This is a genomic window from Photobacterium japonica (assembly GCF_050337005.1).
GTDB classification, from domain to species: domain Bacteria; phylum Pseudomonadota; class Gammaproteobacteria; order Enterobacterales; family Vibrionaceae; genus Photobacterium; species Photobacterium japonica.
On the sequence record NZ_JAKJSN010000036.1, the window covers coordinates 45,374 to 60,050 of the forward strand.

Genomic DNA, 14,677 nt, shown 5'->3' on the forward strand with positions numbered 1-14,677 from the left:
GCTTTACCGCACAGGGCGACTACTTGGTTTTGGGCTGCACAAACGTGCGCTGACTGTCCACGGTGGCCACATCACGGATGAAGTTAATCCCCAAGACAATGCCCTGACCCGCCGTCAGCACAAATTCGGTTAACTCATTCAATTCCCCCAGCTTGGCGCGCAATTTCACCACCGCTTCACGGTTACCGCCATTTTTCGGTTTCACCCACCGCTCAACCGGTAATTCAACCCGCTGATCACCCGCTTTGAATTTGACCCACTCTTTGCCGTCACGTTCAAAAGCTTTCACACTGGTGACCCCAATACTCGACAGGGTCTTGTCTTTATCAACAGCGGCTTTTACATGCGTTTTTGCGCCAGGCAACCACACCCACTCCTCACGCCCCAAAATATATTTACCGTCCTGGCTTTTGGTCACGACAGGAAGTGGCACCGGTTTAGGCTGCGGCTTAGGGGTAACAGGGGTTTTAACCGTTGGCTGAACCACCACAGGCAGAGGGACGGGCTCTGTCGGCAAAGTCACTTCTGGCTTAGGCAGTGGCGTGACGGATGGTGACATCGGTGTAGCTTCGTCAATGCCACCCACAGGGGTGCCCGCCGTTTCTTGTTCTACTTCTGAGGGGGATGGCGTTCGTTGTGAGGTCTGCTGTGCACAGCCCGCTAACAGCACCAATATTCCACACGCAATACTTCGTTTCATTGTTTTCATCCCTAAACCGTAACGTCTTGGTTTAATGATAGTAAATATTGCCTATAAAAAAATGCACCAGTGCCAGCGCATTTTTTTATATGTGATCGTTATGTGTAATTGTAGATACCATCAAAGGCCTTGGTGGTTTAACGCCTGATGAAAGTGGTCAAATTTGTTCTGTAGCCATGCTTCGTCATACCAACCCATATTTCGGCTATGCTTAGCGTCATCCCAAACACTAAAGAACCAACGTCGCATCTCAAAACCGTCATCAAGCCGGTGATGCGCTTGGTAACATTCCGCCAGTTGCAGGTCTGAGCGCACATCAAACAGGTGGAAAAGATCCATTTCCCGATGCTTATAGCCCACATCACAAGGATCAAGAATCGCGGACACTTGATACGTTTTCGGATCAAACAGCACATTGCCGACGTGGCAATCATCATGCACTAAAGACGATTCAGGCGATGCGGTAGATAAGATATTGTCTTTCATCTCCCATGCTTGACTGTACGCGTCTTTCAACGGTTGTGAGAAGGCTGAGCCGCTGCTCATCACATAGCGAAATACCGGGCCCATCCAGCTTTCAAACGCGCGGGGTAAATCGCGTGCATACTTTTCACGACCAATCTCAAAGCCGGGTGCCGCTTTTTGATCATGCAGTGCCAGTAAGAGATCCAAATAACTCTCACGAAATGCAGTGATCGCTTGTTGATCCTGAGGTAAATTATGGGCTGACACGCCATCGAGCCAATCCATCATCAAATAGTTGTAACCTTCTTCGCGACCAAAAAAGAGCACTTTCGGCACCGGACAAGGTAAAACGCGACGAAGACGCTCTAGCCCTTCAACTTCTTTTGCCAGACGCCCTATTTCCCGAGAAAACTTCACCACCACACGGCCCTTATTCGAGCCCAAAAAGACAACCCACCCATAAAAGGTTTCTTGAATGTCACTTAGATCTGGAGCTTGCCGGAACATCGTCTTATAGGCAAATTCAGCGATATTTTTTAGCTGTTGCTTATTCACCAGCACTCCTTATCTTTCACACCTTTAATTCCCCCAAGGAATAAACCTTAAACACATGAATTAACACGAGTTATTCAGAGGCACCTTACCCTTATACCATACCTTGTCAGGAGCCATATTTGGGTCATAAAAGTCAATAATGAGTTAGGGGTCTCACAAAAACTTGTTAATTGGCGCGGATCATTGCCAACAACAAATGTATCTACAATGTTATCAACAATGAGTTCTCTAAATACAAGAATGGGAGCGGCTTAAAAGTGTGGCCAAAGCTGATAATAAGCCCATCAACAACTCATTAATATTATTCTTTTTACACATAACTCAATGGCGACGAGTGACAGGGTCACTAAAATACAATGACCTCCCTCGCATTATTCTTGAATCGCGATTCCAATGGCGTCTGACACCGCCTGCAATTGCGCATCAGAATCAAGCCTGACCGACCAGCTCACTCCCGATCCCATCGCAGTAATCACATTGGCGCCACGGCCCATCAAGGTAATGTCATCCACCATGGCTTGCATCGTTGCACGTGCCTGTCCGTCTAATCGCACCACGAGTTCATGTTGATTGGCAATCACTCGCCCTTCTGAAAACGTTATATTCATCTTACTTCACCGCTTTTTTCTGTTTCATCACTGCAATGGTTAGTCGGCTGGTACACACCATTCGACCTCGTTCATCCGTTATATCGATTTGCCAGACTTGCGTTGTGGCGCCCAAGTGCGCGGGAGTCGTTTTGCCTATCACTGTGCCCGAGCGCATGGCGCGGATGTGATTGGCATTAATGTCTAGCCCGACACAATAATAGCCGTCAGGCACACACATATTAGCCGCTAACGATCCCAACGTTTCAGCCAGCACAACGGATGCCCCACCGTGTAACATCCCCAAGGGCTGATGTGTGCGCGCTTCAACAGGCATACTGGCAGACAGGCTGTTATCATCAAAGGCGGTATAGACTATGCCAAGATGCTCCACCAAGGTGTTCACTGACGTTTTATTCAAGCTCTCTAGGCTGAATATTTTTTTCCATATTGACATGTGTTTATCCCAACATTATTTCCATTCACGATCATACAGGAACTGAGTTATCTCACAATTAGCAATCTGGCTATCTTGTTAGCACGTAAATCGTGCAATATCGTGGGTGTAATTCGACAACAGCGCCGCAATATTGCACTAAAATCCTTGAAATCTCCTCTTTCGCAGACCGTAGGGATGGATTTCAGATAGGCATTTGCAGGTATAATTCCGAGCTGGGAATTGCATTATATATTGACAGGAGTCACACATGAATCGTCCTTTGGCTATTGCCAGCCTTATCGCAGCCACTTTCGCCCTGACGGCTTGCAGCAACTCGCCTACCGGCCGCAGCCAGATGTTGCTGTACTCACAGCAAGATATGTCACAGTTGGGTGCACAATCTTTTGATGCATTGAAAAAACAAGAAAAGATCAATACGGATAAAAAAACCAACCAGTATGTGCAATGTGTGACAAACGCACTGACCGCCAAACTGGCTGGCGAACACGCCAATGAACAATGGGAAGTCGTGGTATTTAACAGCGATCAGGTGAATGCTTTTGCGCTGCCAGGTGGCAAGATCGGTGTGTATACCGGCCTGTTAGACGTGGCGAAAGATCAAGACCAACTGGCAACCGTCATTGGCCATGAAATCGGCCACGTGATTGCACAGCACAGTAACGAGCGCCTTTCTCGCAGCAAAATGACCGATGTGGGTTTAGAGCTATCTAGCTTGGCCACCAGCGGTACACAGTATCACGGTGCAGCAATGGCGGGATTGGGCCTTGGGGTGCAATACGGTATTTTGATGCCTTATGGTCGCTCGCAAGAATCCGAATCTGACATTATGGGTTTACGTATCATGGCGGAAGCCGGTTTTGATCCGAACGCCAGCATTGCCCTGTGGAAAAACATGGCACAAGCCTCTGGCGGCAATCAGCCACCGGAACTGATGTCGACGCACCCTTCGCACGATACGCGCATTGATGATCTAAAAGCAGAAATCAAACAACTGCCGAGCTATAAAACACCGCGACCGCAATGTAGAATATAAGCCAGTCCGATATCATAAAAAAAAGCACCGTTTCGGTGCTTTTTTGATCCTACTGCCTTTACGGCGTGACGAGTCGCATCATGAACCTAGATACAAAATGGCTGGAAGATTTCCTCATGCTGGCCGAACTGCAGCATTTCTCTCGCGCCGCAGAAGCCAGACATATCACTCAACCTGCGTTTGGTCGCCATATTCGCGCACTGGAAAAAGCCATCGGTCAACCGTTGATTGATCGCTCAACCACGCCGATCAGCTTAACGCCAGCAGGACGACAATTTCGAACCGTGGCACGGAATGTCATTGCTCAAATGGAAGACGGCTTAAAAATGCTCAATGGCATTGAACAGCCTTTGTTAAATCCTATCCGTATTGCTAGCCCACACTCTTTAGCGTCACCGACGTTGTTGGATCTGATCGACCATATTAATCAATCCCAGCACGTGCCCTTCTCGGTAGATATTTTGCGTGTGGATTGCGCGGTCGATTCGCTGATCCAAGGCCAGTGTGACTTTTTCCTCGGGTTTGAAATTCATTCCTTGCTCCAGCCCCCTTTTGCTAACCTCTGCATTGGACAGGGCGACTTCTTACTTGTCTCTGCCACACAAGACGATGGCACAGCGTATTTTGACCCGCTTCATCACGCCACGCCGATGATCCGTTACAGTGCCGATTCCTACAGCGCCCGTTTGATCGAACAGCATCAACCCCGTTTAGACCCCCTCAATACCTACCCGGTGTTTGAAAGCTCCATGTGCCAATTGCACAAAGACATGACACTGAGAGGCAAAGGGGTCGCTTGGTTACCGGATGTGCAAATCCGTGATGAACTCGCCGCAGGCACACTCACCGCCATTGCCCCCGATCACTTCCGCTTCCCGTATCAAATCCGGCTTTATCGCAACTCGGCTCCGTTACGCCATCAGGCACAGCAGATGTGGCAACAATTAGAGCAAGCCATTCAGCAAGGATGGCAACTCACTCACGCTTGGCACCGTCCCGCATAAACATTCTCATTGCCTAAAACGTCATAACCTTACAGGTCAGTGCCGATTCGGCACTGACATATCGATATTTGCATTTCACATTTCCGCGTTTGAGGTAGATACTCCGCGCAATAGCAAACGTTTGCGCAAATTGTTGCGTCAAAGAGGTTACTGTGGCATCCGATACACTTTCGCTTTCTGCGTTTTATCATCAATTTCCCAAGGCGGATCTGCACTACCACTTACTCGGTGGGGTGCGCCTTGAAACCATGCTGGCCTTTGCCCATAAATATGGCGTTGATCTGGCTGAGGATGAGGCAAAATGCTACTACCGTGCCCATCAAGAACAAGGTGGCATCATTAAAGGCGGCATTGAGGCACTGACGTTTCTGTATCAACTGATGCGCGAACCGGAAGATTACGCCCGTGTATTGCATGAAGTAGCGGAAGACGCCCATGCCTGCGGGGTGCGCTACATCGAAACCTTCTGGAACCCCAGTGATACGTCACTGACGTATGCCGAGGTCACCGACTCACTCGCCCACGCTATTGACGATGTGCAGACGCGTTTAGGTTTAGTGATCCGCTTGATCCCGTCGATTAACCGTGAAAAATCCCCAGAGGACGCGGTAGACATGGTCAACGCTATGATCCGCTATCCACACCCTTATGTGCTGGGTATCGGTATTGATTACAAAGAACATAACGCGCCTGTCGAGCACTTTTGGAAAGCCTACGCGTTAGCCAAACAGCATGATTTACGCTTAACCGCCCATTGTTCAGAATTTGGCCTGCACTGGCGCAACGTGGAAACCGGTATTGCATTGATCCAGGTTGATCGTATTGATCATGGCTACACCATTATCGACAACCCTGATCTGACCGCGCGATATGCCGAGCAAGGGATCCCGTTTACGGTCATTCCGTCCAATACCTATTACTTCAAACAGTGGCCGGATCACGCGCGATGGGCAATGAACCACCCTATTCGTACCATGGCCAAAGCGGGACTCAACATCATTCCATGTACCGATGACTGGCATATTCACGACACAACCAGTGCCAATTGCTACCGCGTGATGGTGGAAGATTTTGGCTTTGATTTAGACAGCCTGCGCCAAATGCTAATCAACAGCATCGAAGCCAGCTGGATGCCCACCGACACAAAACAACAATGGGTCACCGAATGGACCGCGGAATTTGATCGATTGCGACGCACGCTGGCCGCTGAACCGATGATTCCAGCCAATAAACACATTCACTATTGCCGCGCACGTTAACTGCATGACTTATTCGTACGACTGAGTACGATTTGTAGAGGGATACAATGGAAACTGTTACCACTAAACCAGGATTTAGCCTTGCTAATTGGTTTGATTTTAAAGGCAATAACACCAACCTTCGTACCGAAGTGATTGCCGGACTGACCACCTTTGCCACGATGGCGTACATGGTCGCGGTTGTGCCTAACATGCTAAGCAAAGGCGGGATCCCATTCAACAGCGCCTTGACCGTCACCGTGCTCATGACCGTGATCACCACCATCGCAATGGCGCTATACACCAACCGCCCGTTTGTCTTAGGCCCAGGTCTGGGCAGTGTGGCGATTTTCTCCTACACCTTACTGGGTAACGATGTCCCGCTCAGCATTGCTGCCGGTATCGTCTTCATCAGCGGTGTACTTTTCATGCTGGTGTCGTTCTTGGGCGTGCGTGATTTCGTCGTCCGCGTGATCCCACACAGCGTAAAAGTGTCTGTGGGTGTGGGTATTGGCCTGTTCATCGCGTTGCTGGGCTTTAAACAAGCCGGTGTCGTGGTCGCGGATCCACGTAAAAACGTGCTGATTTTCGGGGATTTGGCGTCACTGGAAGTGATGGTTGCCATGCTGGGCTTCTTCATGGTGCTGTTCTTTGTCTCCCGTAAAATTCAGGGCGGCATCATTATCGCCGTCTTGCTGACCACCTTGATCAGCTTGCCTTTAGGCATCACCAGCGTGCCAGACAACTTTTTCAGCATGCCGGGCAGCATTGATGACATGTTCTTCCAGCTTGATGTCATCGGCGCACTCAGCCCTGTCTATCTGCCTTTTTTGCTGGCGTTCTTTATTCCTGACTTTTTCTCTACACTAGGGGCACTATTGGGCATTGGCGCACAAGCGGGCTATTTAGATAAAGACGGTAACTTGCCCGGCATTGAAAAGAACTTTCATGTCGATTCCAGCGCAACCACCTTCGGCGCCTTGTTCTCTTGCCCGGTACTGACAACGTATGTAGAAAGCTCGGCGGGCGTAGAAGCGGGCGGCCGTACCGGCTTTACTGCGTTAGTCACGGCAGCGTGCTTCTGTCTGACTTTATTCTTGGCGCCACTGGCGGGTATGATCCCCACCGAAGCCACCGCACCGGTTCTAATGTACATCGGTATTGCCATGATGAGCTCTATGCGCAAAATCAACTACGACGATATCACCGAATATTTACCGGCCTTCGTGTGTGTCGTAATGAGTGTGTTCAGCTTCAATGCGGGTAACGGTATTGCCGCTGCGATGCTGGTGTATGCTTTCCTCAAGCTCGCCACAGGCCGTTATAAAGAAGATCACTGGTCGGTCTATCTCATCGCCTTAACCATGATTTACTACTTCTATATCATTTCAGCGCATTGATCGCGTATAAACACGCTGATACAAAAAGACCGACTTCGAAAAGTCGGTCTTTTTTATGCAATACAGTGGGCTCAATGGACTACTTGGTGAGCTCTTTCCATTTATCGCTTAATTCGTCCGCCGCATCATCAGCTTTGTCGGCAGCGTCTTCATACGCATCGTGCACTTCTTCAAAAGAACGCGCATCCATGACATCTTCGATCTCATCTTTGTATGTCACGCCGATATAAATACCCAGCCCTACCAATGCAATTACAATATATTTCAACATCATTCACACTCTAACTTTCTATCAATCTGTCGTTACTGACCGTGTACGTCTTAGTCTATTCGCATCACCTATCGGACAAGTCGAATCAGTGACTTACCCAGCAACCACTCCAGTTCTTTCTCACTTTCATCACCAAATCGCTCTTGGCACATTTGGTATAAACGCTCAATGCCACGTTTTGAAAATTCGCTGGTGCTTTCGGCGGTTGCAATATGGTGGAACAATAAACGTAACGTTGCGCGAAATTTTTCATCATCCAAAGCGCTCAGCCAGCTATTCACAAACTCTTGCAATCCGGCGTTTAAATCCAGTTTCTCAATGAATAAACAGAAAATTCGCCCATCAAGGGCATTGGCAAAATCTTGCTTTTTGGGGAAATGGTGGCTGATGCCGGTACGAGAAATGCCGGTCTGTTTGCTCAACGTGGTGTACGACATTTTGTCGTATCCCAAGGTCAGAATTTGATCAACAACCGCATCCATGATCGTCTGAATGGTGATTTCGGTATCTTCTTTACTACGCTTTGGCATAATGAGTTGACTCTATCATCTAATTCAATCAACAACATACCCGCAAAATTCCTCTGCAGGCCTTGTCACTTCCCGGTCATACATGGTGCGCTGTGTTAGCAAGCTAAAAACATGTGTTAGCAGACCAAAAACATGCATTGGCAGGCCTAAAACACATTGCCGTTTGCATGACGAAATATCCCTATACGGCGAATATCATGCGATGAATTTATATTCAATTTATCACATTACTTTTTCGTAAATCGCAACAAGTATAATAGAAACAAAAATTTATGAATAGGTTATTAAAGTAATAAAAATAACGCATCTGTTCCTATTTTGTTCTAGTTTGAAGAAARGGTAAGCCTTTTTTTCTTGCCTGTTATTGACAATCAACACTTGACCAAGACCTTGAGTTAGCATTATTTTAACAATAACATAACAGAAAGGATCGTATTATGACGTTACCTCTGCACGCGGATCCCTTAAGCGCGTCGGCAACGGCTCACCCACAGCCTACCGACATGATACTAAAATGGGCCAATGAACGCGCCAATGATGTATACCTCCGCCAAATCATCAATCGCCAATTCGTTGATTTCACGTATGCAGAAGTGGCCAATCATGCACTTAAACTGGTGAGCGCACTGCGGGCACAAGGGCTTCAACCGGGCGATCGTATCGCGATTGTGTCAAAAAACTGTGCCGAATGGTTTATCACCGACCTGGCCTTAATGCTAGGCAGCTACGTCAGTGTGCCCATTTTCCCGACAGCAGGGGCTGACACGATTGAGCATTGCTTAACGCACAGTGAATCAAAGGCGGTCTTTGTCGGTAAGCTGGACGACGCCACGTCCATTTCCACGGTCATGGCCGCTCACCCTGACGTATTTTCGATTGCCTTTCCCTACCCGTCAGCGCCTGAATGCGATACCACGCTTGAGGCCTTTATTCAAGACCACGCACCGACCGAAGAACGTCCGACTCATCATGATGATGACTTGATGTCGATTGTGTACACCTCCGGCACCTCGGGTTTACCCAAAGGGGCTTTGCTCAATTACGGGGCGTTTTCTTGGTCAGCCCAGCGGTTAGTGGATCATATCGGCATGGTAAAAGGGGAACGTTTATTTTCTTATTTACCGCTCGCTCACATCACTGAGCGGGTGTACATTTTTGGCGCTTCCGTCATGGCGGGTATTCAAGTCGCGTTCCCAGAATCGCTCGATACTTTCATTGATGATGTCAAAATGCATCGTCCTACCTTGTTCATTTCCGTCCCGCGACTGTGGACCGTTTTCCAACAACGGATCTTCGACAAACTGCCACAAAAAAAACTCAATCTGTTGCTGAAAATCCCCTTCGTATCCGGCTTGATAAAACGTAAATTGGCCGATGGCCTTGGCTTGGATCAAGCCCGCGTATTAGGCTGTGGTTCCGCGCCCGTTTCTCCCGCGCTGTTACGCTGGTATGAAAGCATTGGCCTGAACATCACCGAAGCGTGGGGCATGACAGAATCTTTTGCCTACAGCACACTGAATCACCCTTTCCGAAGCGATAAAATTGGTTCTGTCGGCAACGCCGGCCCAGGCATAGAAGTCAAAGTAGCGGCGGATGAAGAGATCCTTGTTCGCAGCCAAGGACTGTTTGCGGGCTATTACAAGAACGAAGAAGCCACGCAGGCCATGTTTGATGAGGATGGCTGGCTACGTACCGGTGACATCGGATTTATGGATGAAGACGGCTATCTCACTATTCAAGGCCGTAAAAACGATACCTTCAAGACCGCAAAAGGGAAGTTCGTCTCACCGGTACCGATTGAAAAACGCATTGTGGACATTGGGAATATTGAAATGTTGTGTGTCGTGGGGTCAGGCATGCCCGCCCCCATCCTCTTGGCCGTGCCGCATGACTACCCAAATTTCGATCCTGCCCGGTATGAGAAAAGTATTGAACGCATGGTCGCCATGATCAACAACGAGTTAGAATCACACGCCAAAATCAAAGGCGTGCTCATGATTAAATCACCGTGGAGCATAGAAAATGGCATTCTGACGCCGACACTCAAAATTAAGCGACACTTGCTTGAGAAACAATATTATGACATTGGCGCGCAATGGCCAAAAGACACCCTCATTCAATGGGAAAAGTGATCGCCCGTCAAAGACCAGCCTAAAAGGCGAAWCAATCCCATAAAAGCCACCGTTGCGTGGCTTTTTACTGTCAACAAAATCAACAAAGTTATTTACAAAACAGATACTTAATTACCTTGTTTTTTCCCGTTATTTTACGCCGCCATCGAGTTGATATTGCTTACACTTTTCACTGCAATAAAAATTCACCCCTCAAAAAAAGTTAAACTGCGTCGAAATTTTTCACCCTCTCCCCTTCGAGGTGACACCCTTGAATAGCTGAACATTTCTTGGGGTGATACGTTGAGTGCATTTATTATCACTTTACTGCAGAAAATATGAAAAAGCCCAAGACTTTGAAAGTGTTATTACTGCTTGCTCTCTTTCCGCTCAGCCACTTTTCCCATGCTGAAACGATCACATTAACCGGTGCACAGAGCACGGACGGGGGCCTAACGTTAACCGGACCTCAACACACAGAATCCACACCTAATCAAACAGGTGACACGCAAGCGACCCCAACACAGCAAAATCTAGAAGAATACATTCGCCACCTGAACAGCTATGGCCGATTCAGTGGCAATGTATTGATCGCGAAAAACAATGAGGTGGTGTACGAGAAAGCCATTGGCTACGCCGATGTGAAACTCAAACGCCCAATCAATAAAGACAACTTGTTTAAAGTGGGCTCTATCACCAAGCAAATGACCGCGGTGACGATTTTACGCCTTCATGAACAAGGTAAACTCGACATAGACCAGTCTGTCTACCAATACTTCCCTAAATTGAACGATGCGAAAAACATCACCATTGCCATGCTGTTGAACCACACAGCCGGTTTGTATCGCGACCCGTCATGGCGCGAATACGACCAAAGCTGCTCTTCTAACGCATTGGTGAAAAACATCATCAATAAGTCGCGTGTGTATCCACCGAGCAAAATGTTCAACTACAACAACGCGGGCTATTACTTGCTGGGTGAAATCATTGAGCAAGTCACCGGCACCAATTACGAAGATTACATTACCGCTGAAATTCTCAGACCACTGGGCATGAAAGATAGCAGCATGAAACTGACGCTGTCTTTCCAGCTGGCGAAGTCCTACGAACTGTCGGGGCTCGTTGATGCGCACATCACCCCACCCGGCTGTGCATGGGCAGCGGGTGAACTGATCACCACCGCGCGTGACTTGCTGGTCTGGAGCCGCTCGCTGAATACCGGGCAAATCATTTCACGCGAGATGGTTGCACGCATGTATGAAAATCAATTTGGCGGGTTCAATGAAGAAATTGGCGGCACAACTTACTTTATTCACCAAGGTGAAATTGATGGTTTCAAAGCGGTTTTGATCCAAGATCCTAAGTCGGACCTCACCATCATTGCCTTGAGTAATTTGTTCAATACCAATATCGACCTACTTTCTATCGATTTGGTCAAAATCATGAACGATGAGAAACCCGTTGGCCGCGTTATTCCACCGAAGACCAATTTTGCCAAATGGCAGCATGATATTGATGTCATCGGTAATTACTTGGATAACGACGGCGTTCCTCTTCAGGTCGTTTATAAAGACGGAATACTGAAGGCCAAGGTGAATCAATTTAATATTCCCTTGAAAATTCAAACAAGGAACAGCCTGTTCGCTGTCGGTATTGATAACCAGATCCGAATCAACCGCAATGACAACGAGACCACCAACGAGATTGTCTTCTTCTCGCGTGATGGCCGTTACTTATCCCGGTTCTCCCGTATTTCTAAATAAACCTCTGTTAACCGGCTGCCTTGCGCAGCCGGTTTCTTCTCAATTCATTCCCTACGCGCTTTTCTGCTTCGACTCATCAGCTTTCACGCACACTTTAAATAAACCCTACCTTATCAGTAAGTTATTGCATCATTGACGGTTTACCTTTTCCTGAAGACTAAACAAGCACTCCCTCAATAACCGTCAGTTCTCCGTGTTATTAGCCAGAAGGCGCTCCTACCTGTTATTTTTTTTCATTAACTTTTCATAAAAACAGTCATCTTAGAAGCAAAACCAACCCTTACAACACGAAGAATCACACCTAATAACCCGCGCTCATCACCGTCGTCACCACGAGAAAGTCAGCAATAAAAAAGCATATACTTCAACATGATAAACATCAAAGCAACGACTAAGTACGCTCAAAAAATCTTTCACCAACGCAGTGAAATACTTAGATGTAGTTACATTTTTATCAACTATTAATCTTGATAAACAGAGCTTACGATAAGCATTAGTTTTACTCATTTTACGAACTTCAGATTTGCGGTCATAGTCGCACTCCGACCGAATACATATACCTCCCGTATTTTCAATGTCGTCGAACACTCAGTGACCTAAGGGTCCCAATAAAGCCACTTTCTTTCCGGAAAGGGCTTTTATTTTTTTGTCTGCTTTTTCGGAGAATAACGTAGTGAACGAGCACGCTACTGTGGCACCACGTACGAGTGTTTGGGTACCAGTTACTGGACTCACCATTTTCGCAATCGCTTCAGGCTATTTAATGAGCCTGTTACCGCTCTCTTTGGTGAGTCACAACATTCCTACACATGCTGCCAGTTGGTTGGCCAGTATTTTCTACGTAGGTCTGTTACTTGGCTCCATGTTAATTGAGCCTATTATCAAGCGTATTGGCCACCGCTTGGCCTTTATTGGCTTTATTGCACTATTAGCATTGTCTGTTGCTGTTATGGCGGTGTACACCACGCTCGGTGTATGGCTGGCAGCCCGTTTTATTGCCGGTATGGCAGTGGCGGGGATTTTTGTCGTGATTGAATCTTGGCTGTTGATTGGCGACAGCAAAGAAGAGCGCGCCAAAAACCTTGGCCTTTACATGACATCGCTCTACGGTGGTACCACTGTGGGTCAGTTTGGTATTGGTATGTTTGGTACAACGGGCATGACACCGTTTGTGGTTGTCGTGATGCTGCTGTCATTTGCCATGCTACCTGCATTCATATCGAAGAATGCAAACCCTGCAATTGAAGAGCATGTCAGCCTGACTTGGAAACAAATTTTAGGGATCAGCAAACCTGCGCTGATCGGCTGTTTAGTCTCTGGCATCGTAATGGGTTCGATTTACGGTCTATTGCCACTGGCTTTGCGTGCGTCGGCAACAACGTCTAACAATGATCAAATTGGTGTATTGATGGCGGCGACGGTATTAGGCGGTATGTCTATCCAACCGATCATTGGCAAACTCTCTTGCCGTATGTCGAAATCATTGTTGTTGGCACTGGTGAGTATTCTTGGCGTGTTTGCCATGGGGATTTACCAACTAGACCAAAACTACATGACGCACATTGTCGCGTTGGCACTATTGGGCATGTCTGCATTTGCCCTGTACCCAATCGCAATCACACTTGCGTGTGATGGCATTGAGTCATCGTCTATTGTTTCAGCGACGCAAATTATGCTGTTTAGTTACAGCGTAGGCTCGGCATTAGGCCCCGTGGCAGCACAGTACTTTATGCGTCAGAGCATGGGTTTGATGGGCTTCTTCTTTGCAGTATTGCTTGCAACGTCAATTTATATGTTGATTGTCAGCATGAAGACTAAACCAACGATCATTGCACAGTAAACAAAGCACGTAACGGTGTGAGCAGACGTGAGTAATGCTCAATATGTGATAACCGATGTGTAATATCAGTAAATAGAATAGATTAAGCGTACAACATGGACAGTGAGGGGGCATGAATGAGAACGTGTCACTCACTGTTGATGAAATGAATAGATGACGTGATAGTTATTTATTCAGAAAAGATAAGACGTTTATATCGCTAAAAAAAGAGCGGGCGCGACATTCGTCGCGCCCTTTGGTCTTACTTGCAGCAATCCGGCTACTAGGGTGCTCCCTGCATCATTCCATGATTAAGCTGTATCCGTCAGCGTCGTCCTTTAACTATCTATCCTAGATATGTCCTTTCGGTCCGCCTTGACCCATCAAAACATCCTGTCTTGACTCTCATCTCCTTCCTGGAGGTGTCCTTGACTTCAATCCTGAAGTGGTTCCTTGCATGTCGTCCTGACGAGTAAGCATCCTACCTACTCTATCGATTCCATTCGACGTTCCCTTCACAGTCCTTGTCCGATAAATCATCCTGATTCACCGCCCTCATCCTGAGGTTGCCGACGTCCGTGGCCGCTTTCCTGTTCCGTTCTGTCAGTTCCTTCCGACGTGGTAAAGATTACGTGATTCCTGAGCACAAACAACCTACCGAGATCACACTTTTTGATCCTGTTGAATCAAGGCTCAGCCGATATTTTCTAAGCCTCTGTTCTAGAAACATAATTTATTTTT

General features: G+C 47.5%; 13 protein-coding genes. 7 read left to right on the plus strand and 6 right to left on the minus strand.

All coding sequences use genetic code 11. The features are described 5' to 3' along the window. Positions 1 to 19: 19 nt before the first annotated feature. From L4C36_RS14845 to L4C36_RS14860, 4 genes are all read right to left on the minus strand, one after another. Positions 20 to 700, minus strand: coding sequence for a putative ATP-dependent zinc protease (locus tag L4C36_RS14845; protein WP_428478581.1), 681 nt, complete (start codon positions 698 to 700; stop codon positions 20 to 22). 120 nt (positions 701 to 820) lie between these two features. Then, on the minus strand, positions 821 to 1,720 hold the full coding sequence (locus L4C36_RS14850) for a phosphotransferase (protein WP_428478582.1): 900 nt from the start codon (positions 1,718 to 1,720) through the stop codon (positions 821 to 823). Positions 1,721 to 2,091: 371 nt separating this feature from the next. Beyond that, positions 2,092 to 2,328, minus strand: a complete 237-nt coding sequence (locus tag L4C36_RS14855) for a DUF3389 domain-containing protein (protein WP_428478583.1) — start codon at positions 2,326 to 2,328, stop codon at positions 2,092 to 2,094. A gap of 1 nt (position 2,329) precedes the next feature. After that, the gene (locus L4C36_RS14860) at positions 2,330 to 2,764 is read right to left on the minus strand and encodes a hotdog fold thioesterase (protein WP_428478584.1); all 435 of its coding nucleotides are present in this window, start codon (positions 2,762 to 2,764) and stop codon (positions 2,330 to 2,332) included. A gap of 250 nt (positions 2,765 to 3,014) precedes the next feature. Here L4C36_RS14860 and L4C36_RS14865 point away from each other — a divergent pair, with 250 nt between their 5' ends. The 4 genes from L4C36_RS14865 (at position 3,015) to L4C36_RS14880 (ending at position 7,442) form a co-directional block, all read left to right on the plus strand. Next, the gene (locus L4C36_RS14865; protein ID WP_428478585.1) at positions 3,015 to 3,800 is read left to right on the plus strand and encodes a M48 family metallopeptidase; all 786 of its coding nucleotides are present in this window, start codon (positions 3,015 to 3,017) and stop codon (positions 3,798 to 3,800) included. 80 nt (positions 3,801 to 3,880) lie between these two features. Further along, entirely contained in the window at positions 3,881 to 4,804 is a 924-nt protein-coding gene (locus L4C36_RS14870) for a LysR family transcriptional regulator (RefSeq protein ID WP_428478586.1), read from the plus strand. A gap of 152 nt (positions 4,805 to 4,956) precedes the next feature. Beyond that, complete coding sequence (locus tag L4C36_RS14875) at positions 4,957 to 6,063, plus strand: adenosine deaminase family protein (protein WP_428478587.1); 1,107 nt, start codon at positions 4,957 to 4,959, stop codon at positions 6,061 to 6,063. A gap of 47 nt (positions 6,064 to 6,110) precedes the next feature. Then, positions 6,111 to 7,442 carry an NCS2 family permease gene (locus tag L4C36_RS14880; protein ID WP_428478588.1) on the plus strand — a complete coding sequence of 444 codons (1,332 nt, stop codon included), beginning with the start codon at positions 6,111 to 6,113 and terminating at the stop codon, positions 7,440 to 7,442. A gap of 79 nt (positions 7,443 to 7,521) precedes the next feature. Here L4C36_RS14880 and L4C36_RS14885 read toward each other — a convergent pair whose 3' ends face one another. Both L4C36_RS14885 and L4C36_RS14890 read right to left on the minus strand, forming a co-directional pair. Further along, entirely contained in the window at positions 7,522 to 7,716 is a 195-nt protein-coding gene (locus L4C36_RS14885; RefSeq protein ID WP_428478589.1) for a YtxH domain-containing protein, read from the minus strand. A 65-nt stretch (positions 7,717 to 7,781) separates the two neighbouring features. Beyond that, positions 7,782 to 8,243, minus strand: a complete 462-nt coding sequence (locus L4C36_RS14890) for a TetR/AcrR family transcriptional regulator (RefSeq protein ID WP_428478590.1) — start codon at positions 8,241 to 8,243, stop codon at positions 7,782 to 7,784. Positions 8,244 to 8,680: 437 nt separating this feature from the next. Here L4C36_RS14890 and L4C36_RS14895 point away from each other — a divergent pair, with 437 nt between their 5' ends. From L4C36_RS14895 to L4C36_RS14905, 3 genes are all read left to right on the plus strand, one after another. Next, positions 8,681 to 10,375: an AMP-binding protein gene (locus L4C36_RS14895; protein WP_428478591.1), complete on the plus strand. Its 1,695-nt coding sequence runs from the start codon at positions 8,681 to 8,683 to the stop codon at positions 10,373 to 10,375. A 317-nt stretch (positions 10,376 to 10,692) separates the two neighbouring features. Next, positions 10,693 to 12,117 (plus strand): serine hydrolase domain-containing protein, encoded by a 1,425-nt coding sequence (locus L4C36_RS14900; RefSeq protein WP_428478592.1) that lies wholly within the window; start codon positions 10,693 to 10,695, stop codon positions 12,115 to 12,117. 673 nt (positions 12,118 to 12,790) lie between these two features. Further along, entirely contained in the window at positions 12,791 to 13,957 is a 1,167-nt protein-coding gene (locus L4C36_RS14905) for an MFS transporter (protein WP_428478593.1), read from the plus strand. Positions 13,958 to 14,677 lie beyond the last annotated feature (720 nt).